19 protein-coding genes are annotated in these 21,346 nt (G+C 68.8%); 15 read left to right on the top strand and 4 right to left on the bottom strand.

All coding sequences use genetic code 11. The features are described from left to right. Window positions 1-76: 76 nt before the first annotated feature. From ACVN9Z_RS21650 to ACVN9Z_RS21640, 3 genes are all read right to left on the bottom strand, one after another. The gene (locus tag ACVN9Z_RS21650) at window positions 77-2,218 is read right to left on the bottom strand and encodes a LamG-like jellyroll fold domain-containing protein (protein WP_458212601.1); all 2,142 of its coding nucleotides are present in this window, start codon (window positions 2,216-2,218) and stop codon (window positions 77-79) included. Between the two features lie 120 nt (window positions 2,219-2,338). Further along, window positions 2,339-3,019: a hydrolase gene (locus ACVN9Z_RS21645; protein WP_006384344.1), complete on the bottom strand. Its 681-nt coding sequence runs from the start codon at window positions 3,017-3,019 to the stop codon at window positions 2,339-2,341. A 130-nt stretch (window positions 3,020-3,149) separates the two neighbouring features. Further along, window positions 3,150-4,094 (bottom strand): LysR family transcriptional regulator, encoded by a 945-nt coding sequence (locus ACVN9Z_RS21640; protein ID WP_006384343.1) that lies wholly within the window; start codon window positions 4,092-4,094, stop codon window positions 3,150-3,152. Between the two features lie 181 nt (window positions 4,095-4,275). Here ACVN9Z_RS21640 and ACVN9Z_RS21635 point away from each other — a divergent pair, with 181 nt between their 5' ends. The 8 genes from ACVN9Z_RS21635 (at window position 4,276) to ACVN9Z_RS21600 (ending at window position 13,250) form a co-directional block, all read left to right on the top strand. Continuing rightward, complete coding sequence (locus ACVN9Z_RS21635) at window positions 4,276-5,481, top strand: aminotransferase class V-fold PLP-dependent enzyme (protein WP_006384342.1); 1,206 nt, start codon at window positions 4,276-4,278, stop codon at window positions 5,479-5,481. Window positions 5,482-5,525: 44 nt separating this feature from the next. Further along, window positions 5,526-7,079: an ABC transporter substrate-binding protein gene (locus tag ACVN9Z_RS21630; RefSeq protein ID WP_049050828.1), complete on the top strand. Its 1,554-nt coding sequence runs from the start codon at window positions 5,526-5,528 to the stop codon at window positions 7,077-7,079. A gap of 10 nt (window positions 7,080-7,089) precedes the next feature. Beyond that, window positions 7,090-8,046, top strand: a complete 957-nt coding sequence (locus ACVN9Z_RS21625) for an ABC transporter permease (RefSeq protein WP_020927733.1) — start codon at window positions 7,090-7,092, stop codon at window positions 8,044-8,046. Continuing rightward, on the top strand, window positions 8,043-8,873 hold the full coding sequence (locus ACVN9Z_RS21620) for an ABC transporter permease (RefSeq protein ID WP_054443375.1): 831 nt from the start codon (window positions 8,043-8,045) through the stop codon (window positions 8,871-8,873). Before ACVN9Z_RS21625 ends, ACVN9Z_RS21620 begins: the two co-directional genes overlap by 4 nt. Then, complete coding sequence (locus ACVN9Z_RS21615) at window positions 8,870-9,736, top strand: ABC transporter ATP-binding protein (protein ID WP_458212600.1); 867 nt, start codon at window positions 8,870-8,872, stop codon at window positions 9,734-9,736. The genes ACVN9Z_RS21620 and ACVN9Z_RS21615 overlap by 4 nt, the downstream gene beginning before the upstream one ends. Next, complete coding sequence (locus ACVN9Z_RS21610) at window positions 9,733-10,572, top strand: ABC transporter ATP-binding protein (RefSeq protein WP_053499887.1); 840 nt, start codon at window positions 9,733-9,735, stop codon at window positions 10,570-10,572. The genes ACVN9Z_RS21615 and ACVN9Z_RS21610 overlap by 4 nt, the downstream gene beginning before the upstream one ends. A gap of 122 nt (window positions 10,573-10,694) precedes the next feature. Then, on the top strand, window positions 10,695-11,093 hold the full coding sequence (locus ACVN9Z_RS21605) for a DUF2946 family protein (protein WP_024068885.1): 399 nt from the start codon (window positions 10,695-10,697) through the stop codon (window positions 11,091-11,093). A gap of 87 nt (window positions 11,094-11,180) precedes the next feature. Then, a complete protein-coding gene (locus ACVN9Z_RS21600; protein WP_054484357.1) occupies window positions 11,181-13,250 on the top strand; it encodes a TonB-dependent copper receptor in 2,070 nt (689 codons plus the stop codon). Here the strand turns inward: ACVN9Z_RS21600 and ACVN9Z_RS21595 are convergent. Next, entirely contained in the window at window positions 13,240-14,154 is a 915-nt protein-coding gene (locus ACVN9Z_RS21595; RefSeq protein WP_006384141.1) for a LysR substrate-binding domain-containing protein, read from the bottom strand. The genes ACVN9Z_RS21600 and ACVN9Z_RS21595 overlap by 11 nt on opposite strands. 108 nt (window positions 14,155-14,262) lie before the next feature. Here ACVN9Z_RS21595 and metC point away from each other — a divergent pair, with 108 nt between their 5' ends. The 7 genes from metC to ACVN9Z_RS21560 all read left to right on the top strand — a co-directional run bounded on the left by metC (window position 14,263) and on the right by ACVN9Z_RS21560 (window position 21,245). Beyond that, entirely contained in the window at window positions 14,263-15,411 is a 1,149-nt protein-coding gene (metC, locus tag ACVN9Z_RS21590) for a cystathionine beta-lyase (RefSeq protein ID WP_047990801.1), read from the top strand. Between the two features lie 133 nt (window positions 15,412-15,544). After that, window positions 15,545-16,666, top strand: a complete 1,122-nt coding sequence (locus tag ACVN9Z_RS21585; protein ID WP_020927727.1) for an amino acid ABC transporter substrate-binding protein — start codon at window positions 15,545-15,547, stop codon at window positions 16,664-16,666. Between the two features lie 19 nt (window positions 16,667-16,685). Further along, window positions 16,686-17,834, top strand: coding sequence for an amino acid ABC transporter permease (locus ACVN9Z_RS21580; protein ID WP_458212599.1), 1,149 nt, complete (start codon window positions 16,686-16,688; stop codon window positions 17,832-17,834). Further along, complete coding sequence (locus tag ACVN9Z_RS21575; RefSeq protein ID WP_458212598.1) at window positions 17,831-18,928, top strand: amino acid ABC transporter permease; 1,098 nt, start codon at window positions 17,831-17,833, stop codon at window positions 18,926-18,928. Before ACVN9Z_RS21580 ends, ACVN9Z_RS21575 begins: the two co-directional genes overlap by 4 nt. Next, window positions 18,925-19,680 (top strand): amino acid ABC transporter ATP-binding protein, encoded by a 756-nt coding sequence (locus tag ACVN9Z_RS21570; protein WP_054497043.1) that lies wholly within the window; start codon window positions 18,925-18,927, stop codon window positions 19,678-19,680. The genes ACVN9Z_RS21575 and ACVN9Z_RS21570 overlap by 4 nt, the downstream gene beginning before the upstream one ends. Before the next feature lie 88 nt (window positions 19,681-19,768). Continuing rightward, complete coding sequence (locus ACVN9Z_RS21565; protein ID WP_054499013.1) at window positions 19,769-20,272, top strand: sigma-70 family RNA polymerase sigma factor; 504 nt, start codon at window positions 19,769-19,771, stop codon at window positions 20,270-20,272. Further along, window positions 20,259-21,245 (top strand): FecR family protein, encoded by a 987-nt coding sequence (locus tag ACVN9Z_RS21560; protein ID WP_054499014.1) that lies wholly within the window; start codon window positions 20,259-20,261, stop codon window positions 21,243-21,245. Before ACVN9Z_RS21565 ends, ACVN9Z_RS21560 begins: the two co-directional genes overlap by 14 nt. Window positions 21,246-21,346 lie beyond the last annotated feature (101 nt).

Raw genomic sequence — 21,346 nt, 5'->3', positions numbered from 1 at the left:
CGGGAGCGCCGCGCGGCGCCCAACGAAGGATTGGTTGTTTAGTTGTGCGTCATGACTAAATAACCAGGCCGCCCGATCAGCCGCCGCGGCGCGCCGTCAGCCACTGCGCGGGCTTGAGCGCCTGGTTGACGATGCGGATTTCGCCGATGCTGCCGAAGAAGCCGTCGGCGCGCGCGCCGTCCCACGACCCGGCGCCGATGATCCACGGCATGTTGGCGGCCAGCGTCGCCAGGCCCGGGGCGTCGGCCACGTTGCGCAGCACCGGGGCGCCTTCGACGTACAGGATGGTCTCGTGCGTGGCGCCGTCGTTGACGATGGCCATGTGCATCCATTTGTCGGCGATGATCTCGCCGGACCAGTTGGCCTTGGCTTCGCGCGCGCCGCTGCGCTCGGGCACCACCTCCCATTGCACTTCGCGCAGGCTGGAGATGGCGAACAACAGGGGCGGCGATTCCGGGTCGCCGCCGCTGTAGCCGGGCAGGTCGCCGCGCTTGCCGTCGCGCGTCATGATGTTCATCCAGGCATTTTTCTGCGAGGTCCAATCGCGGTCGATCTTGATGAAGGCTTCCACCGTGTAGCCGTTGGGCACGGTCTCGGCGTTCAGCACCGCCGAGGTGGCGGTGCTGAAATAGCTCATGCGGCCGGTGTTCTTGTCGGTGTTGAGAAAGCGCACCGAGCCAGGCGCCGCCGACAGGTAGTGATGGTCGCTGGACCACACCAGGTCGCCCAGCTGGGCGCCGGCCACGCCGTCGATGTTGAGCGCGGCGCGGCTGATGGGATTGAGGCCGGCCCGGTCCTGGATCACCTGGCCCACCGGCACCGGCTGGCCATCGGCGCCGCCGAAGAAGCGCCAGTGCGCCAGCGTGCCCGGCACCTGCGGGTAGTCGTCGCTGTCGACCGCGGGCTTCTGCGCGTTGGCGGCGGGGTCGGTGTAGTTGGCCAGGATCAGCGCGCGGGCCTGGTCCACCAGCGAGGTGTGCGTCGGCGCGGCGGCCTGGAACGTCTTGTTGAAGCCGCCAAAGCGCTTGGCGAAATCCATCTTGATGGTGAATTGCTCATTGGCGCCCGTCAGCACCGCCTGGTCGAAGGCGTTGAGCGTGTCCTTGGGCTTCTGCGGCACCCAGGGCGAGAACGACAGCACCCGGATCTCGTTGTTGCTCAGGTCGAATTCATACAGCCGCATCAGGCCGTTGCCACCCTGGTAGGCCATCTGGTAGTCCACCACCATTTCCTCGACCGCGTTGCCGAAGGCATTCATCTTGGTCAGGCGCGCGGCGCCATGGTAGTGGCCGTTCAGGGTCATGAAGATCTGGTCGTTGTCGCGGATCAGCTTGTCCCACAGCATCAGGCCGTACGGCACTTCGAGCGGGCTGACGCCGTCCTTGTCGATGTTGAGCAGTTGGTGGTTGACGAGGATCACCGGCAGCGTCGGATTGGCGCGGATGACCTGGTTGGCCCAGGCCAGGGCGCCATCGGAAATGCGCCATGACAGCGACAACACCATGAACTTCTGGCCCTCGGCCTCGAACACGTGGTACTCATGAAAGCCGCTGGGATCGCGGCCGCCGAAGGTGGCCTGCTTGCGGGCGCGGTCGGTGCCGAAGGTCTTCAGGTAGGGCTCGTTGGCCAGCGTGCGCTGCGCATCGGTGGCGCTGGCCTGGCTGCTGGGGTCCACGTAGTCGCGATCCAGGATCACATCATGATTGCCCGCCAGGATCGAATACGGCACCTTGGCGTCTTCCAGGATCTTCATGGCCGAGCTGGCCACGGTCCACTGGTCCGGCTTGCCCTGCTGGTCGACCACGTCGCCCAGGTGGATCAGGAAGGGGATGCCCAGCGACCTGGCATGGTCCGCGACCCACTGCGTCTGGGCCTTGTACGGCTCGCTGCCGTACTTGCGCATGAACTGCTGGTTCTCGGCGTCGGTGGCGTAGCGCGAGTAGAACTGCGTGTCCGGCAGCACGGCCACGGCGAAGCTGGAGATGTTCTTCGGTTGCGGCGCGGGCGTGGCGGTCGACGGGCTGTCCTCATCGTCGTCGTCATCGCTGGAGCAGGCCGAAAGCAGCAGCGAGCCGCCCACCGGCAGCAGCGTGGCGCCAAAGCCGGCTTTCAGCAGGCTGCGCCGGCGCGGATCGGCCGCCGTCGGCAGGTTGTTGGAAATCGTGGCAATGCCGTGCTTGCTGTCTTGCGTGTCGTGCGCCATCTGTGTGCTGCCCATTCAGAAAAAGTGGGAAGCTTAGGAACGCCGAATGACGAACGTGTTAAGCGCGCATGAATATTGTGCGCGGCAGGCCGACGACGGGCGCGGGCACGGCGCCCGGGCCCGCGCCGTTGCGCATCAGGCGCGTTGCGAGTCCAGCGCTTCCTGGTTGCGTTCGACGTCCTGCGCCTTGGCGTAGCTTTCGGCCAGCAACTGGTACGACGGGAAAATGCCGCCGTAGATTTCCGCCCATTGCGCCGCGTCGTCGCGGTGCCAGGTGCGTTGCAGTTCCGACGCCACCGCGGCGGTGTCCATCGGCACCACGCCGGCCTGGACCACGCGCGCCAGCGTGATTTCCTGCGCCATCTTCGAATAGGTGCCCGAGGCGTCGATCACGGCGAACACCTGGTAGCCGTCGGCCACCGCGGCAATGCTGGGAAAGGCCATGCAGACGCTGGTGATGGTGCCGGCGATGATCAGCTGCTTGCGGCCCGTGGCCTTGACCGCGGCAACGAAGTCGGGATTGTCCCAGGCGTTGATCTCGCCACGGCGCGCGACGTACTTGGCATGCGGCGCGTTCTGGTGGATCTCGGGGATCAGCGGACCATTGGGACCTTGCGGCACCGAGGCGGTGGTGATCACCGGCATCTTGGTCAGCGTGGCCATCCTGGCCAGCGCCGAGGCGTGGGCGCGCACGGTGGTGAAGGGCAGGTCGCCGATGGTCTGGAACAGGCCGCTCTGATGGTCGATCAGCAGCATCGCGGCCTGGTCCGGAACGATGACCGGACGGGCGCCATTGAAGTTCGCGGGTTGGCTCATGACGGGACTCCTTTGGGGGTGGGTAAGCAGAGTCATCACGATAATTTGCGGACGATGGCGGCGCTAGTAGGTCAAAATTGCCATCAGCGTTCCAAAAACAGGACGATAGCGCGGTCCGCGCGACAGCGCGCTAGGGAAAGGCCATCAACCCGTCCGCCTCGCCCGCGCCCGGATCGACCAGGTCGACCCGGTCCGGCGCCATCTCGCGCACCAGCCGCGTCAGCACGCGCGCGAACTCGCGCGCCTGTTCCGATGGCGCATAGGAACTGGGCAGCAGGAAGCCATACGGCATGGTCAGGCGTGGCTCGAAGTCGCGCAGCACGATGCCGGGCACGTTGGCCGCCAGGATCGGATCGGCCAGCGCGATGCCCATGCCCAGCGCCGCCAGTTGGCAGGCGGACTGGCCCGACGAGGTTTCCATCACCAGCCGCAGGCGCAGGCCGCGTTTTTCCATCAGGTCGTCGATGTGCTGGCGCAGCAGGGTGAAGGGACGCAGGGCGATGAAGGGTTCGTCCTCGATGTCGTCGACCGTGACGACGCGCCGGGCCGCCAGCCGGTGGCCTTCCGGCATGGCGATCACCAGGCGCACCTGGGCAAAGGTGCGCGAACGGATGCCGGGAAAGTCGATCGGCAGCGCGGCCACGCCCAGGTCGAACTGCTGCCCCGACATCCACAGGCCGACGTCCACGCGTGAGCGCACTTCCAGCGACACCCTGACCTTGGGATGGCTGCGCGCGAAATCGGCGATGGCGCGCGGCGTGACGCTGTAGGCGAAGTAGGGCTGGGTCAGGATGCGCAGCCAGGCGTCCTGCTGGGTGCGGATCGAGTCGGCGATGCGCGAGACTTCTTCGAAACCGGCCAGGATGTGGCGCGTGCCTTCATAGAAGCGCAGGCATTCCTGGGTCGGGATCAGGCCGCGCCCCTGGCGCAGGAACAGCGGAAAGCCGACTTCATCCTCGAGCGCCGAGATCAGGCGGCTGATCTGCGGCTGCGTGCGGTGGATGCGGTGCGAGGCTTCGGTGACGCTGCCGGTCTCGAGCACGGCGCGCAGCGCCTGCAGGCGGTTCAGGCGCATAGGGACAAACCCCGACAGGCGGCGCGAGGCGGGTGGGCACGGACCGGCGCCTGCCCCAGGGCAGGGCGGCCTGGCGGCGGCAACACATTACAAAAGCGCATGAATCAATACTCCAAACGAAATTGACGCATGAATTCACGCAATCTTAGGATCATCCCACCTTCAACGAAAGAGGCGCGGCGTGAATATCCTGGACAGACCGGTTTCCGTGGGCGGACCCGCGGCACTTTTTCCCGATGACCGCAATGGCATCGAGCAGCTCGACTGGAGCAATGTCGGCGACGCGTTCCCGATCAAGCAACGGCGGGCCTACCTGAACAACGCGTCGATCGGCGCGCTGAGCCTGCCGGTGGTGGCGGCCGTGAACCGCTTCATGGAGGACGTGCGCGACAACGGCCGCAACGCCTATCCCGAGTGGTGCCGCTACGCCGAGGAGACCATCAAGGCCCGCATCGGCCGTCTGATCGGCGCGCACCGCGACGAGATCGCCTACGTCAAGAACACCACCGAAGGCCTGGTGCACGTGGCCAACGGCTTTCCCTGGCGCGATGGCGACAACCTGATCCTGGCCGACATCGAATACCCGTCCAACGTGTATTGCTGGATGAAGCTGGCCGCGCGCGGGGTTACCATCCGCTGGGTGAAGAACCGCAACGGCCGCATCCTGGTGGACGATATCCGCAAGCTGATGGACGACCGCACCCGCCTGGTGTCGCTGAGCGCGGTGCAGTTCTCCAATGGCTTTCGCCAGGACCTGGAAGCCACCTCCAACCTGTGCCACGAACGCGGCGTGTACCTGAACCTGGACGCGATCCAGTGGGCCGGCGCGCTGGAGCTGGACGTGGAGCGGCTGGGCATCCACTTCCTGTCTGTGGGCGGCCACAAGTGGATGCTGGCGCCGATCGGCACCGGCTATTTCTATTGCCGCAAGAGCGTGCTGGGGCTGCTGGACCCGCCCAGCGTGGGCTATCACAGCGTCGACAGCACCGAAGACCACATGCATTACCTGCTGGAGTACCGGCCCAATGCCGGTCGCTTCGAAGAGGCGCTGGCCAACTTCACCGGCATCTGGGGGCTGGACGCGGCGGTGCGGGTGCAATTGGCGTTGACGCCGGCCCGCATCGAAACCCACATCCTGGAGCTGACCGACCATGCCGGCGCCGCCCTGCAGCGCAAGGGCTACCAGATCGTCAGTTCGCGGGCGCCGGGCGAGGCGTCGGGCAACCTGTCGTTCAAGCATCCGGGCCATGACGCGCAGGAACTGGCGCAGCGCCTGCGCGACGCCGGCGTCGACCTGGCGGTGCGCGGCGGCAACTTGCGCATTTCGCCGAGCTACTACAACGATTCCAGTGAAATCGACCGGCTGGTCGAGGCGCTGCCGTCCTGACGGCGCGCCCGGCACGGACCGGCATTGTGTACAAGGGGTAAAACATGACGATGATGCATACCTGGCGCCGCCTGGCGCACCTGTTGAGCGCCTGCGCCCTGGCGGCTGGCGCAGCGGCCGCGCAGGCCGCCGAGACGCCCAAGCAGGGCGGCACGCTGCGCTATGGCACGGTGTCCGAGATCGTGTCGCTCGATCCGCACGTCTATGGCGGCAGCGCCTGGAAGGTGCTGATCGAGGCGCTCTACAGCCCGCTGGCGGGCTATGACAAGAGCGGCGCGATCGTGCCGCGGCTGGCGCAAAGCTGGGAACAGCCCGACGCCCGCACCATCGTGTTCCACCTGCGGCCCGACGTGGCCTTCCAGGACGGCTCGCCGGTGACCGCCGACGACGTCAAATTCTCGCTCGACCGCATCCTGGACCCGGCCACCGGAGCCACGCTGCGCTCGAACCTGCAGGGCGCCGTCGTCACCGTGGTCGATGCGGCCACCGTCAAGGTGGAAAAGCCCTCGGCCGACGCCACCATGCTGAGCGTGCTGGCCTTGCCCGAGGCCGCCATCGTCTCGCGCAAGTGGGTCGAGGGCGGCGCCAACCTGAAGCTGTCGGCCAACGGCACCGGCCCGTTCCAGCTAAAGAGCTACGAACCGGCCGTGCGCGCCAGCCTGACGCGCAACCCGCGCTACTTCGTCAGTGGCCAACCGTACCTGGACGGCGTCGACTTCCGCATGATCAAGAGCGACGACGCGCGCGTCAACGCCTTGCGCAGCCAGTCGCTGGACATGATCGACTTCGTGCCGTGGAAGGACATCGACGTGCTGCGCCGCAATGCCGGCACCCGAATCGACACCGCCGGCGGCGCTTTCATGAGCGTCTGGTTCAACACCGGCAAGAAGCCGTTCGACGACGCCCGCGTGCGCCGCGCGGTGTCCTACGCCATCGACCGCGAGGCCGTGTCCAAGGCCGCCTTCTTCGGCTACGGCAAGCCGATCTACGGCGCGCCCACGCCCGAGGATTCGCCGTACTACGACAAGTCGCTGGACGGCACCTACAAGCGCGACACCGCCAAGGCCCGCGCCCTGCTGGCCGAGGCCGGCTACGGCAACGGCGTGGACGCGTCCATGGTGGTGTTCCAGGGCCTGGGCATCTACACCACGATGGCACAGGTGGTGCAGGCCAACCTGAAGGAAGTCGGCATCAACCTGAAGCTGGAACCCGTCGAATGGGCCACGCTGGTCGAGCGCAAGAACCGCGGCGACTACGAGTCGATGATCTACGGCGTGTCGGTCAAGCTGCCCGACCCGGACGCCTACGCCTATTACCTGGGCGGCGACTCCAGCTACTGGGCCAAGCCGATAGGCTACCGCGATCCCGAGCTGGAAAAGCTGCTGGCCCAGGGCCGCGCGCTGACCGATCCCAAGGCGCGCCAGCCGATCTACCAGCAGGCGGAAAAGCGCATCCTGGAGACCAGCCCGTGGGTCTTCGTGAGCTGGCGCGAGCAGGCCCAGGGCTACCTGCGCAAGGTGCAGGGCTACACCCAGCTGGGCGGGGCGCTGAGCGAAAGCAGCCCGGGCATCTCGCTGCCCACCATGTGGCTCAAGTGAGCGCGCCGGCATGCTGCCCTTTCTGCTGAGGCGCCTGGGGTCGGCCGCCATCACGCTGGCGCTGGCCACGGGCGTGGTGTTCATCGCCATCCACCTGCTGCCCGGCGATCCGGTCGCCATCATGCTGGGCGACCAGGCCGGCAGCGATCCGGTGGCCGTGGCGCGGGTGCGGGCGCAACTCGGCCTGGACCTGCCGCTGGGCACGCAGTTCACGCACTGGGCCGGCGCGCTGGCGCGCGGCGACCTGGGGGTTTCGCTGCGCACCGGCGAACCGGTGGCCGACGAACTGGCGCGGCGCATTCCGCGCAGCCTGGAGCTGATCGGCGCCGGGCTGTTGATCGCCGTGCTGCTCGGCGTGCCGCTGGGCGTGGTCGCGGCGCGCTCGCGCGGCCGGCTGGCGGGCGCCCTGGCCGCGGTGATCGCGGTGGCGGGATTCTCGGCGCCGGTGTTCGTGCTGGGCATCCTGCTGGTGCTGCTGTTCAGCCTGGCGCTGGGCTGGCTGCCGTCGTCGGGCTTCGTGCCGTTCTCGGACGACCCGCTGCAGCACTGCCTGGCGCTGATCCTGCCGTCGCTCACCATCGGCCTGAACTTCATGGGCGTGGTGGCGCGCATGACGCGCGCCAGCCTGGCGGACGTGATGGGCCGCGACTACGTCAAGCTGGCCCGCGCCAAGGGCATGCCGCGCGGCCGGGCGATCCTGCGGCACGCGCTGCCGAACGCGCTGGTGCCGGTCATCGCCATCGTCGGCGTGCGCGCCGGCAACCTGCTGGGCGGCACCGTCATCATCGAGGCGCTGTTCGATTGGCCGGGCCTGAGTTCGCTGCTGGTGAGCGCGGCATTCTCGCGCGACTACCCCGTGATCCAGGGTTCGCTCCTGGCCATCTTCGCCTTGTTCATCCTGATCAGCCTGGTCATCGACCTGGCGCAGGGCTTCGTCGACCCCCGTATCCGCAGGCCTTCCGCATGATCGCATCGCTTCGTATCCCCAAGACCGGCGTGGCGGTCCGGCTGGCGCTCGGCTTCCTGGCCGTGGTGGTGCTGGCCGCCATCCTGGGCCCGGCGCTGGGCCTGGCCGATCCGTACCGCATCGACGCCGCCAACCTGCTGTCCTCGCCGTCCTGGCGGCACTGGCTGGGCACCGACGAACTGGGCCGCGACCTGCTGGCGCGGGCGGTCCACGGCGCCCGGGTGTCGCTGTCGGTGGCCGCGGCGGCGGTGATCCTGGCGGGCGTGCTGGGCGTAGCGCTCGGCGTCGGCGTGGCCTTCCTGGGCCGGCGCGCCGAGGCCGCCGCGATCCGCGTGGTCGACGTCTTCGTGTCGCTGCCGGAGATCTTCGTGGCGCTGGTGGTGCTGGCCTTCATCGGCGGCAATCTGCCGACGCTGGTGGGCACCATCGGCATCCTGTACGCACCCCAGTTCGCCCGCGTTGCCTGGGGCGTGGCGCGCGGCATCCGGGCGCGTGAACACGTGCTGGCGGCCAGTTCGCTGGGCGCGGGCAGCGGCTGGATCATCTGGCACGAGGTGCTGCCCAATATGCGCTCGATCATCGCGGTGCAGGCTTCGTTCACGTTCTCGTTCGCCATGCTGCTGGAGGCCGGCCTGAGCTTTCTCGGCCTGGGCGTGCGGCCGCCGGTGCCTTCCTGGGGGCAGATGGTGGGATCGCTCAAGGATTACCTGTTCACCAATCCGTGGCCGGTGCTGGTGCCGGCGCTGGCGCTGTTCTTCACCGTGCTGGCCGTCAACGTGCTGGGCGACTGGCTGCAGGACGCGCTCAATCCGGAGTTGCAACGATGAGCCACGACGCCGACGTGCTGCTGGCGGTCAGGAACCTGACCATCGATTTCGACACCCCGCAAGGGCCGTTCGCCGCGGTCAAGGGCGTGGACCTGACGCTGCGGCGCGGCGAGGTGGTGTGCCTGGTGGGCGAATCCGGCTCCGGCAAATCCGTCACGGGCTTTTCCCTGATGGGCCTGGTGGACCCGCCGGGGCGGGTGGCGGCCGATTCGCTGCGCTTTGACGGCCGCGACCTGCTGCGCGCGACCGAGAGCGAGCGGGATGCCCTGCGCGGCAAGGAGATGGCGATGGTGTTCCAGGAACCGATGACCGCGCTCAATCCCGGCCGAACCGTGGGCAGCCAGATCGCCGAGGTCATCCGCCTGCACGGCCAGGCGGGCCGCAAGGCGGCCTGGGAGCGCGCCGTGGCGCTGCTGGAGCGGGTCGGCATCCGCGAGCCGGCGCAACGCGCCAAGGCCTATCCGCATGAGCTTTCGGGCGGAATGCGGCAGCGGGTCATGATCGCGATCGCCTGCGCGCTGTCGCCCAAGCTCATCATCGCCGACGAGCCGACCACCGCGCTGGACGTGACGGTGCAGGCCCAGGTGCTGGAACTGCTGTTCTCGATCCAGGCCGAAACCGGCGCCGCCGTGCTGTTCATCACCCATGACCTGGGCGTGGTGGCCGAGATCGCCGATCGGGTGGTGGTGTTGCGGGCGGGCGAAGTGGTGGAGGAGGGCATGGTGCAGCAGATCTTCGCGCGCCCGGCGCATCCCTACACCCAGGCGCTGCTGGCCGCCGTGCCGGACGTGGACGCGCCGCGCGACCGCGCCCGCCGCCTGGCGCCACCGGCGCGGGCCGCCGTCCGGGGAGCCACGCCATGACCGATTTCATCCTGCGCGCCGAAGGCGTCACCAAAGACTATGTCGCCGCCCGCGGCCTGCTGGGCCGGCCGACCCGCGTGGTGCACGCGGTCAAGGGCGTCAGCCTGGCGATGGCCGCCGGCACCACGCTGGCCCTGGTGGGCGAGTCCGGCTCGGGCAAGAGCACGCTGGGCCGCTGCATCGCCGGCCTGCTGCGGCCCAGCGCGGGCCGCATCCATCTGGCCGGCCATGACGTCGGCCAACTGGCCGGTCCCGCGCTGCGCGCCTTCCGGCGCCAGGTGCAGACCATCTTCCAGGACCCGTACTCCAGCCTGAATCCGCGCCGCACGGCAGGGGACGCCATCATGGACGGCATGGTGATCCATCGGCTGCACACGCCCGACGAACGCCGCGCGCGCATGCTCGCGCTGCTGCAACGGGTGGGGCTGCGGCCCGAACACGCGCAGCGTTTTCCGCACCAGTTCTCGGGCGGCCAGCGCCAGCGCATCGCGATCGCCCGGGCGCTGGCGCTGGAACCGCGCTTCATCATCGCCGACGAGGCGGTGTCGGCGCTGGACGTGTCGGTCAAGGCGCAGGTGCTGGACCTGCTGGCCGACCTGCAGGCCGAGCATGGACTGACCTACCTGTTCATCTCGCACGACCTGGGCGTGGTGCGGCACTTCGCCGACCGCGTGGCCATCATGGCCGCGGGCGGGCTGGTGGAAGAGGGCGAGTGCGACCGCATCTTCGAGGCGCCGGCGCACGACTACACCCGCAAGCTGATCGCCGCGGTGCCGCGGCCCGATCCGACGCGCAGGCGCCTGCGTCCGCCGGCGGGGCAGGGCCGGCCGGCTTGATCCACGTCAAGGCAAGGGGCTGATCGCCGCGCGATTGGCCTTTCCGTGCGTCCTACAGCTGCCCGCGGGGCCTTTTTCACGGCGCCCTGCGTGCTACCATCCGCGACTTCAAGAGGATGCGAATGCACACAGGCGCCGTTGCCCGAAGACGCTGCACCGCGCTGGTCGCGGTGTTCCTGTTCGTCTTCCAGGCGCTGATCGCTTCCGCCGCATTGGCCGGGCCCAGCACCGCGCCCGGCGCCACCACCATCATCTGCACCGCCAGCGGACCGCGTGTGGTCACGCTGGACGCTGGCGGCGGCCTCGCGCAGGACGTGCAGCAGCATAGCGGCGCATTGCCGCATTGCTGTTTCGCCGGGTGCGCCATGCTGGGCGGCGCGGCGCTGCCCGGGCTGGCGTTGCTGGCCTGGCTGTTGCCCAGCACGCCGCTGGCGCTGCCGGCGCCCACCATCGATATCCATTTCTCCAGCGCGCAGGCGCGGTTGCCACGGCAGCCGCGCGCGCCCCCTCTGTTGGCCTGAACCCCGTCCTTTCCATTTTTTGCTGGCGCGCACCGATGCGGCCCGCGTGGTCGCGCGCGTCCAGCCTGTTCAGATCCAGAGAATCCCATGCGCAAGAAAAAGGAAATCCTGCGGGCCAGCTGCCTGGCCACCGCGTTGGCGGCGGCATTGCCCGCCTGGTCGAACACCGTCGACAGCGACGGCATCACGATGACCGACCCGGTGGTCATCACCGGCGTGGCGCCAAGCGCCCCGCTGACCGTCACCACCGATCCAAAGATCCCGCGCCAGCCGCTGCCGGCCAGCGACGGCACCGACTATCTCAAGACCATCCCGGGCTTCTCGGCCGTGCGCAACGGCGGGACCAACGGCGATCCGGTGCTGCGCGGCATGTTCGGTTCGCGCCTGAACATCCTGACCGATGGCACCTCGATGCCGGGCGCCTGCCCGGCGCGCATGGATGCGCCCAGTTCGTACATTTCGCCCGAGAACTTCGACAAGCTCACCGTCATCAAGGGTCCGCAGACGGTGCTGTGGGGGCCGGGCGCCTCGGCCGGCACCATCAAGTTCGACCGCGACACGCCACGCTTCACCGAAGCCGGCGCGCGCTTCGATGGCAGCCTGCAGGGCGGATCAAACGGCCGCAACGACCAGGCCGCCGACCTGACGGTGGGCAACGACAAGGTCTACACCCGCTTCACGGCCAATCACTCGCATTCGCAGGACTACAAGGATGGCGACGGCAACACCGTGCCGTCGCGCTGGGACAAATGGAATGCGGACGTGGCGCTGGGCTTCACGCCCGACGCCGATACGGTCTATGAATTGACGGCGGGCACCGGCGACGGCCAGGCGCGCTATGCCGGCCGCGGCATGGACGGCTCGCAGTTCAAGCGCGAGAGCTTCGGGCTGCGCGCCGAGAAGCGCAACCTGGGCGGCATGCTGGACAAGCTGGAGGCGCAGCTCTACTACAACTACGCCGACCACGTGATGGACAACTACACCCTGCGCAAGCCGGACCCGCACGGCATGATGCCGATGGCGATGGCCTCCAACGTGGACCGCGCCACCTGGGGCGGCCGCATTGCCGGCACCTGGAACCTGGCGCCCGACCTGAGCCTGGTGACGGGCCTGGACTTCCAGCAAAGCCGCCATCGCTCGCGCAAGGGCAACGCCAAGGTTTCGTACCGCGCCAACAGCTGGATCAAGGACGCGAGCTTCGCCAACACCGGGGTATTCGGTGAACTGACCTGGCATGCCGCCGACGACAGCCGCGTCATCGGCGGCGCGCGCGTGGACTGGGCCTCGGCCAAGGACTTCCGCCGCGAGACCGGCTCCAGGATGATGCTCAGGCCCAACCCCACGGCCGGCGAGCGCCGCAACGACACGCTGCCCAGCGGCTTCCTGCGCTATGAACGCGATCTGGCCGCGCTGCCGGCCACCGTCTACATCGGCCTGGGCCACGCGGAGCGCTTCCCCGACTACTGGGAGCTGTTTTCGCCGACCAAGGGGCCGGACGGTTCGGTCAACGCGTTCCGCGGCGTCAAACCGGAAAAGACCACGCAACTGGACCTGGGCGCGCAATACAAGACCGATACGCTCGACGCCTGGGTGTCGGGCTATGCGGGCTACGTCGACGACTTCATCCTGTTCGACTATGGCAAGGGCGGTATGGGAGGCATGGGCGCGACCGCCCAGGCGCGCAATGTCGACGCGCGCATTGCCGGCGGCGAGCTGGGCGTGTCGTACCAGGTCGCGCCGCGCTGGAAACTGGGCGGCACCTTGGCGTATGCGTGGGGCCAGAACCGCAGCGACGGCCGCCCCATGCCGCAGATGCCGCCGCTCGAAGCCCGGCTCAGCGCCGCCTACGACGATGGCACCTGGTCGGCGGGCGCCCTGTGGCGCGTGGTGGCCGCGCAGCGCCGCTACGCCCTCGAGCAGGGCAACGTCGTCAGCAAGGACTTCGGCCCGAGCGCCGGCTTCGGCGTGTTTTCGCTCAACGGCGGCTACGCGTTCAGCAAGCAGGTGCAGCTGTCGCTGGGCGTGGACAACCTGTTCGACAAGACCTATGCCGAGCACCTGAACCTGGCGGGCGACGCCGGTTTCGGCTTTGCCGCCAACACGGCCTTCAACGAACCCGGGCGCACCTTCTGGGCGCGCCTGAGCTTCAAGTACTGAGCGCCGTCCGGATCCGCTTGAGATCCCGGTCCAGCTCGATGCGCATCGCTTTCAGCAACGCCCGCGCGTTCTCTGAAAGCGGTGTGCCGGGCCGGAACACCAGCAGGCAGGCAAAGCCGATGTCCAGTTCCAGCGGCTTGATGGTCAGGCCGCGCGCCAGGTAGTCCAGCGCCATGACCGGATGCACCAGGCCGATGCCGACGCCGTGCAGCGCGAACTCGCAGACGGAATTGGAATAGGGCGTCTCCAGCACCGGCCGCAGCGCCAGGCCCTGGTCGTGCAGCGCCGTTTCCAGGCGCCGGCGGCTGGCGTCCTCGGGATTGAGCGCGATGAAGGGATGCTCGGTCAGGTCGCGCAGCGTGATGCGCGGCCGCGCCGCCAGCGGATGGCGGCTGTGCATGGCGATCACGCCCGGCACCCGCAGGAATTCCGAATGCTCCAGGCCGGCCACCGACAGTTCGTCGGCCATCAGGCCGAAATCGAGTTGCCCGGCCGTGACCTGTTGCAGCACCTCGCGCGAACTCATGATCTGGAACGACATCTGGATGCGGCGGTCCTGCAGGCCGAACGCGGCGATCGCGCGCGGCATGAAGCCGGTGCCCAGCGCCGGCAGCGACCCCACCGCCAGGCGCCCGACGCCGAACGATTTGAGGCTGCGGATGCGGTGCTCGATCAGCTCGAAGCCGGCGAAACAGCGATCCACTTCCTCCATCAGCGCGCCGGCCTCCTGGGTCGGCACCAGCCGGCCGCGCACGCGCTCGAACAGCCGCAATTCCGACGAGGTTTCCAGCTTGCGGATGGCCTGGCTCACCGCCGGCTGCGAAATGCCCAGCAGGGTGGCGGCCTTGCTGGTGGTGCCGGCCTGCATCACGGCCCGGAAGACCTGGATCTCGCGCATGTCCATCTATAAGTCCCGCTTATTGACTAAGTTTCTTCGATTGTTGAGGCAATGGTAGGAAAGGCAGACACTGGCGCTGTTCCCGATCACTCCTAAGCCCAGCAAATAGATTAGATGAAAGCTATCAATCAGACTAATAGAGATTTCGCCAGCCTGTCGCCCGCCGTGCAGCGCGCCTCGACCGTGGTGTTCGACTCGCTCGACGCCTTCGTCAACCGCAAGCACCGCCAGCCCGACGGCTTCAGCTACGGCGTCACCGGCACGCCCACGGCGCGCCTGCTGGAAGATCGCATCGCCGCGCTCGAAGGCGGCCGCCACTGCGTCATCACGCCGTCCGGCGCGGCGGCACTGATGACGGTGGTGATGGGCTTCGTGCGCGGCGGCGACCACCTGCTGCTGTCGGCCGCCTGCTATGGCGCGCTCAAGACCTTCGGCGAGAAGTGGCTGGCGCACATGGGGGTGGACGTGGAACTGTACGACCCGTCGATCGGCGCCGGCATCGAGGCGCTGATCCGCCCGGCCACCCGCATGATCTGCATCGAGGCGCCCGGCACCGTCACCATGGAAATGGCCGACGTGCCCGCCATCGCCGCCGCCGCGCGGCGCCACGGCGTGCTGACCATGATGGACAACACCTGGGCCAGCCCGCTGGGCTTCCAGCCGTTGGCGCACGGCGTCGACTTCAGCGTCGAGGCCGCCACCAAGTTCTTCGGCGGCCATTCCGACGTGCTGATGGGCAGCATCAGCATGAACGACGCCGACCACTACGCCGTGCTGCGCGAGACCCAGAGCATCCTCGGCCAGCAGGTCAGCCCGGACGACTGCTTCCTGGTGCTGCGCGGCCTGGAGACGCTGGCGCTGCGGCTGCGCGCGCAGAGCGACGCGACGCTGCGCGTGGCCGAGTGGCTGCAAAGCCAGCCGCAGGTCGAGCGCCTGTTGTATCCGCCGCTGCCCTCCGACCCGGGCCATGGCCTGTGGCAGCGCGACTTCCGCACCAACGGCTGCCTGTTCTCGATGGTGCTGGCGCCGGCGCCCGAGGCGGCCTTCAACGGTTTCTTCGACTCACTGCGGCACTTCGCCATCGGCGCCAGCTGGGGCGGGGTGCACAGCCTGGCCGCCTATTACCCGGCGGGGCTGCAGGCCGGCCGCGCCTTCCCGGCGACCGACCGGCCCATCGTGCGCCTGTCGATCGGCCTGGAGGAGGTCGACACGCTCAAGGACGACCTGCGCGGCGCGCTGGCGGCCTACCAGGCGCAACGCTGAACGCGCGGCGGGCGCCGTCGCTCGCCCGCGCGGCCGGAGCCTTCCGGCGCACCTGTTCAACACCGGCCGGCCACGCATGGCCGACCGGCTCGAAGCGCCTCGAGGCGCTCACCACATCGCAAGGGGAATTGCCATGTTCAGCTTCAAGCAGACTTACCGTTGTCTCGCCCTGGCCATCGCGGCCTGCGCCCCGGCCGCCGTGCCGCTCCCGGCACAGGCCCAGGCCGCCGCCCAACCCGCGGCGCAACCCACGGCGCCCGCGACCGGCGCCTCGCCGGTGGCGGCCGCGGTCACGCAGACCAACAGTCCCACGGTGGACCAGATCCGCGCCCGCGGCTACGTCATCTGCGGTTCCGGCCATGGCACCACCGGCTTCTCGGCGCCCGACAAGGACGGCAACTGGAAGGGCCTGGACGTCGACACCTGCCGCGCCATCGCGATCGCGGTGCTGGGCGACGCCAGCAAGACGCGCTTCGTGCCGCTGACGGGCCAGCAACGCCTGACCGCCTTGCAGACCGGCCAGATCGACGTCCTGCCGCGCACCACCTCGTGGACCCTGCGGCGCGATGCCAACGGCATCAACTTCACCTACCCGAATTACTACGAGTACGACGCCTTCATGGTGCGCAAGGACCTGGGCATCACCCAGACCAAGGACATGAACGGCGCCACCATCTGCGTGCAGACCGGCTCGACCAACGAGGTCACGGTGGCCGACCTGTCGCGCAAGTTCAAGCTGGGCCTGAAGACCGTGCTGTTCGACAACGTCGCGGCCTCGCGCCAGGCGTTCTTCTCCGGGCGCTGCGACGGCCTGATCACCGACGCCTCGGCGCTGGCGGCGGTGCGCGCGACCCAGGCGCAGAACCCGGACGACTACGTGATCTTCCCGGCCAGCGGCCACAGCGAGGCGCTGACGCCGTCGGTGCGCCATGGCGACGACCGCTGGTTCGACATCGTCAAATGGGTCATCCAGGTGCCGATCGCCGCCGAGGACATGGGCATCACCCAGGCCAACGTCGACGACATGCTCAAGTCCGACGATCCGCGCATCGCCCGCTTCCTGGGCAAGGAGCCCGGCAACGGCAAGGCGCTGGGGCTGGATGAGCGCTGGGCCTACAACATCGTCAAGCAGCTGGGCAACTACGGCGAGATCTTCGAGCGCAACGTCGGCAAGAACAGCCCGATGAAGCTCGAGCGCGGCATGAACCGCCTGTATCGCGACGGCGGCCTGATGTACCCGTACGTCTTCAACTGATCGGCGGCCGAGTCTCATCATGTTCAAGCGACTCTGGTTCGACGGCCGCGCCCGGTCCGTCCTGGCGCAGCTGCTGATCGCCGGCGCCTTCGTCGGCGGCGTGGGCTGGCTGGCCTGGAACGCCCACGCCAACCTGACCCAGCGCGGCATCGCCATGGGGTTCGACTACCTTGGCGAGGCGGCCCGTTTTCCCATCGCCGAAAGCCTGCTGGCGTACCAGCCGACCGACAGCTACGGCCGCGCCTTCCTGGTGGGGCTGGCCAACACGCTGTACATCTCGGCGCTGGTGATCGCGGCCTCGACGCTGCTGGGCTTCGGCCTGGCGCTGGCGCGCCGCAGCCGCCATCCGCTGGTGACGGGCGTGGCCACGGTCTACCTGGAAGCCGTGCGCAACACGCCGCTGGTGGTGCAACTGCTGTTCTGGTACAGCCTGGTGACGATCAACCTGCCGCCGGCGCGGCAGGCGCTGCAACCGCTGCCGGGCGTGTTCCTGTCGCTGCGCGGGCTGTTCTTTCCCAGCCTGTCGCTGCAGGGCGACACGCAGCCGCTGTGGTGGGCGCTGGGCGCGGCGGCGCTGCTGCTGTGGGGCGCGTGGCGCCTGGCGCGACGGTCCGTGGGCGGACGCGTGCCGTGGCGCGGCCTGGGCCTGCTCGCGGCGGTCGCGCTGGTGGCGGCCGCGGCGGGGTGGGGCGGCGCCTCGCTGCACGCCGACGTGCCGGCGCTACGCGGCCTGAACTTCGCCGGCGGCAGCGCCTTCACGCCGGAGTTCACCGCCTTGCTGGTGGGGCTGACGATCTACTCGGCCGCGTTTTCCGGCGAGATCATCCGCGGCGGCATCGACGCGGTGCCCGCCGGGCAATGGGAAGCGGCCCATTCGCTGGGCCTGAAACCCGGCGCCGCGCTGCGCTGGATCGTGGTGCCGCAGGCGCTGCGCGTGATCATCCCGCCGATGACCAGCCAGTACCTGTCCATCATCAAGAACACCACGCTGGCGCTGGCGGTGGGCTACCCGGACCTGTCCTTCGTCATCACCACCACCATCAACCAGACCGGCCAGGCCATCGAGGGCGTGGCGGTGCTGATGGCGGTGTACCTGAGCATCAGCCTGAGCGTGTCGCTGTTTATGAACCTGTACAACCGCCGCATCCTGAGGACGCAACGCGCATGAGCCTGTCCCATCCTTCCTCCCTGCCGCCGCAGGCCCTGCGGCCGCCGCGCGAGCGCCGCGACAGCGCCTGGCACCGCCTGTTCGGCAGCGCCGCCAGCGCGCTCGCCACGGTGGCCACGCTGGCGCTGGTGCTGGCCGCTGCCGGCAAATTGCTGAACTGGGCGGTGCTCGATGCCGTCTGGCCAGGCGCCACGGGCGATGTCTGCCGTCAGGCCAGCGGCGCCTGCTGGGCCTTCCTGGGCGAAAAAATGCGCCAGATCCTGTTCGGCATCTATCCGCCCGGCGAGCAATGGCGGCCCACCGTGGTCTGCCTGTTCATCCTGGCGATGACGGTGTTCTCGCTCAGCCCGCGCCAATGGCGCGCGCGCACGGCGGTCATCTGGATCGCGGGGCTGCTGGCGGGCCTGGCGCTGATGCAGGGCGGCATGTTCGGCCTGGCGCGGGTGCCGACCTCGTCGTGGGGCGGCCTGCCGATCACGCTGCTGCTGGCGGTATGCGCGTTGGGCGCCGGACTGCCGCTGGGCGTGCTGCTGGCGCTGGGACGCCGCGGCAGCCTGCCGACGGCGCGCTTCATCAGCATCGGCGTGATCGAGCTGATCCGGGGCCTGCCGCTGGTCAGCCTGCTGTTCATGGCGTCTATCGTGCTGCCCATCATGCTGCCGGCCGGCATGACCATCGACAGCCTGCTGCGCGCCGGCATCGCGCTGACGGTGTTCTCGGCCGCGTATCTGGCCGAGGTGATCCGCGGCGGCCTGCAGGCGATCCCGCCCGGGCAGGTCGAGGCCTCGCGCGCGCTGGGGCTGTCGTGGTGGCAGATGACGCGGCTGGTGGTGCTGCCGCAGGCCCTGCGCAAGGTGATCGCGCCGCTCACCAATACCGCCATCGTGATGATCAAGAACACCAGCCTGGTGCTGATCGTGGGCCTGTTCGACCTGCTCAGCTCGGGGCGCGCGGCGCTGACCGATCCGGCCTGGCCCACGCCCTACGTCGAGACCTATCTCTTCATTGCATCGATCTATTTCTGCATCTGCTTCGGCCTGTCGCGCTATTCGATGTGGCTGGAGCATCGCTATAAAAAAGGGGAACTCCGATGACCACGCCTTCCGCCGCCACGCCGCCCGCCATCGCCATCGCCGGCATGCACAAGTGGTATGGCGAATTCCATGTGCTGCAGGACGTCAACCTGCAGGTCCGGGCAGGCGAGCGCCTGGTGATCTGCGGGCCGTCCGGTTCCGGCAAGTCCACCATGATCCGCTGCATCAACCGGCTCGAACGCCATCAGCAGGGCTCCATCGTGGTCAACGGCGTCGAGCTGACCGACGACCTGCGCGCCGTGGACGGCGTGCGCACCGATGCCGGCATGGTGTTCCAGCACTTCAACCTGTTCCCGCACCTGACGGTGCTGGAAAACTGCATCCTGGCGCCGACCCAGGTGCGGCGCATGGCGCGCGCCCAGGCGGTGGATCTGGCCATGCGCTACCTGGAGCGGGTGCGCATTCCCGACCAGGCCGGCAAGTATCCCGGCCAGCTGTCGGGCGGGCAGCAGCAGCGCGTGGCCATCGCCCGTTCGCTCTGCATGCAGCCGCGCATCATGCTGTTCGACGAGCCGACCTCGGCGCTGGACCCCGAGATGGTCAAGGAGGTGTTGGACACCATGACCTCCCTGGCCGAGGACGGCATGACCATGCTGTGCGTGACCCACGAGATGGGTTTTGCCCGCAACGTCGCCGACCGGGTGGTGTTCATGGACGGCGGCCGCATCATCGAGATGGGCGAGCCGGGCGATTTCTTCGACAACCCGAGGCACGAGCGCACGCGGGCGTTCCTGGAGCGCATCCTGCATTGAGGGCAGGGCGGCGGACGCGGTCGGAGCGCGGGGGTTTGTTTATGAAAATGGAAACCATTATCATGCATGCCTCTGTTGATTGCGCGCCATGTCCTTGCGTCCGTCCCGTCCATCCGGCTTTCTGGCCTATTACGAAGAACTGCTCGCGGTCTGGACCCGCAAGCTGGGCTGCCGTGACGCCGCGCGCGACCTGGCCCACGACGCGCTGGTGAAGTGCCTGGAAACCGATCCGGCGCAGGTGGCGCAACCGCGCGCCTACCTGCACCAGGCCGCGCGCAACATGGCCGTGGACCAATTCCGCCGCGATGCCGGGCAGGAATGGGTGCCGCTTGATACCATTGCCCACCACACCAGTCCGCTGGGCGACCCGATGGCCCAGGCGCGCACCGGCCAGCTGGGCCAGGCGCTGGAAGCGGCGCTGGCGGAATTGCCGCTCAAGTGCCGCCAGGTGTTCGTCTGGCAGCGGCTGGAAGGCCTGACGCAGGCCGAGATCGCCGAGCGCATGGGATTGAGCAAGAACATGGTCGAGAAATACATGATCCGTACCGCCCTGCATCTGCGCGAACGGCTGGGGGCGTATGCGCCCAGCTGACGCCGCATCGCCCGCAAACGCCGGTCACGACGCCGGCCGCGACGCCATCCGCGCCGAAGCGGCGCGTTGGTTCGCGCGCGCCCATTCCGGCGAATGGGACGCGGCGCGGGAACAGGCGCGCGCCGACTGGCTGGCCGCCGATCCGCGCCATGCCTACGAATACCGCCTGCTGGAATCGATCTGGCAGGCGGCCGGCGCCGTCGCGCCAGAACGCCTGCGCGCCCTGGCCGAAGCGCCGCGCCGGACGGCCCGTTCCGGACGGCGAGCCGCGCTGGCCTTGAGCCTGGGCGCCGCGATCATCGCCGTGGGCGGCTGGGCGCTGTGGCCGCGCGGCGCGGGCTGGACCGAATACCGGACACAGGTTGGCGAACTGCGCAGCGTGGCGCTGCCGGACGGCTCGCGCGCCGAATTGAACAGCCGCAGCCACATCCGCGTGCGCTTCGGCGAGGCCGAGCGGCGCGTCGAGCTGGTGGCGGGGGAGGCGCTGTTCTCGGTCGAAAAGAACACCGGCCGCCCCTTCGTGGTGGACGCCGGCCTGGGCACCGCGGTGGTGACCGGCACGCGCTTCGACGTGCGCCGTGACGCCGAACAGGTACGGGTGCTGGTGGAGTCCGGCTCGGTCAAGGTGGCCGGCGCGCGCGATGCCGCGGCCGTGCCCGTGGGGCCGGGCCAGGGCATCCGCATCGACGCGGCGGGCCAGGCCGACCGGCCCGCGCCCGCCGACCTGGCCGCGACGCTGGCCTGGCGCGGCGGCCAGATCCGCTTCAGCGATACCGACCTGGCCAGCGCGGCGCGGGAAGTGTCGCGCTATCGGCAGCATCCGATCGTGCTGGCGCCGGGGGTGGAGCACCTGACCGTGACCAGCGTGTTCCAGACCCGCGACACCGACGCCTTCCTGACCGCCTTGCCGCACATCCTGCCGGTGCGGGTGCGCCAGCTGCCCGACGGCCGCAGCGAAATCGTGGCGCGCTGACGCTGTTACAAAATAGTTCGGCGACGCATTCAGGTTTTTCAGCCGTATTGCGTCTTCTTCTTGATTCCGTGGGGCATGGGGCCCGTCGAGCACGGAGCAGG

Source organism: Achromobacter sp. KK8 (genome assembly GCF_054188005.1).
The sequence above is the reverse complement of the archived record's forward strand: the minus strand, read 5'-3'. Positions and strand labels throughout refer to the sequence as shown.

What these genes read in the sequence shown, in the direction of transcription:
- ACVN9Z_RS21595 (WP_006384141.1), bottom strand. Translation starts at nt 14,154, where the DNA reads ATGGACATGCGCGAGATCCAGGTCTTCCGGGCCGTGATGCAGGCCGGC.
- ACVN9Z_RS21605 (WP_024068885.1), top strand. Translation starts at nt 10,695, where the DNA reads ATGCACACAGGCGCCGTTGCCCGAAGACGCTGCACCGCGCTGGTCGCG.
- ACVN9Z_RS21650 (WP_458212601.1), bottom strand. Translation starts at nt 2,218, where the DNA reads ATGGGCAGCACACAGATGGCGCACGACACGCAAGACAGCAAGCACGGC.
- ACVN9Z_RS21575 (WP_458212598.1), top strand. Translation starts at nt 17,831, where the DNA reads ATGAGCCTGTCCCATCCTTCCTCCCTGCCGCCGCAGGCCCTGCGGCCG.
- ACVN9Z_RS21625 (WP_020927733.1), top strand. Translation starts at nt 7,090, where the DNA reads ATGCTGCCCTTTCTGCTGAGGCGCCTGGGGTCGGCCGCCATCACGCTG.
- ACVN9Z_RS21570 (WP_054497043.1), top strand. Translation starts at nt 18,925, where the DNA reads ATGACCACGCCTTCCGCCGCCACGCCGCCCGCCATCGCCATCGCCGGC.
- ACVN9Z_RS21610 (WP_053499887.1), top strand. Translation starts at nt 9,733, where the DNA reads ATGACCGATTTCATCCTGCGCGCCGAAGGCGTCACCAAAGACTATGTC.
- ACVN9Z_RS21645 (WP_006384344.1), bottom strand. Translation starts at nt 3,019, where the DNA reads ATGAGCCAACCCGCGAACTTCAATGGCGCCCGTCCGGTCATCGTTCCG.
- ACVN9Z_RS21585 (WP_020927727.1), top strand. Translation starts at nt 15,545, where the DNA reads ATGTTCAGCTTCAAGCAGACTTACCGTTGTCTCGCCCTGGCCATCGCG.
- ACVN9Z_RS21620 (WP_054443375.1), top strand. Translation starts at nt 8,043, where the DNA reads ATGATCGCATCGCTTCGTATCCCCAAGACCGGCGTGGCGGTCCGGCTG.
- ACVN9Z_RS21565 (WP_054499013.1), top strand. Translation starts at nt 19,769, where the DNA reads ATGTCCTTGCGTCCGTCCCGTCCATCCGGCTTTCTGGCCTATTACGAA.
- ACVN9Z_RS21580 (WP_458212599.1), top strand. Translation starts at nt 16,686, where the DNA reads ATGTTCAAGCGACTCTGGTTCGACGGCCGCGCCCGGTCCGTCCTGGCG.
- ACVN9Z_RS21600 (WP_054484357.1), top strand. Translation starts at nt 11,181, where the DNA reads ATGCGCAAGAAAAAGGAAATCCTGCGGGCCAGCTGCCTGGCCACCGCG.
- metC (WP_047990801.1), top strand. Translation starts at nt 14,263, where the DNA reads ATGAAAGCTATCAATCAGACTAATAGAGATTTCGCCAGCCTGTCGCCC.
- ACVN9Z_RS21640 (WP_006384343.1), bottom strand. Translation starts at nt 4,094, where the DNA reads ATGCGCCTGAACCGCCTGCAGGCGCTGCGCGCCGTGCTCGAGACCGGC.
- ACVN9Z_RS21615 (WP_458212600.1), top strand. Translation starts at nt 8,870, where the DNA reads ATGAGCCACGACGCCGACGTGCTGCTGGCGGTCAGGAACCTGACCATC.
- ACVN9Z_RS21630 (WP_049050828.1), top strand. Translation starts at nt 5,526, where the DNA reads ATGACGATGATGCATACCTGGCGCCGCCTGGCGCACCTGTTGAGCGCC.
- ACVN9Z_RS21560 (WP_054499014.1), top strand. Translation starts at nt 20,259, where the DNA reads ATGCGCCCAGCTGACGCCGCATCGCCCGCAAACGCCGGTCACGACGCC.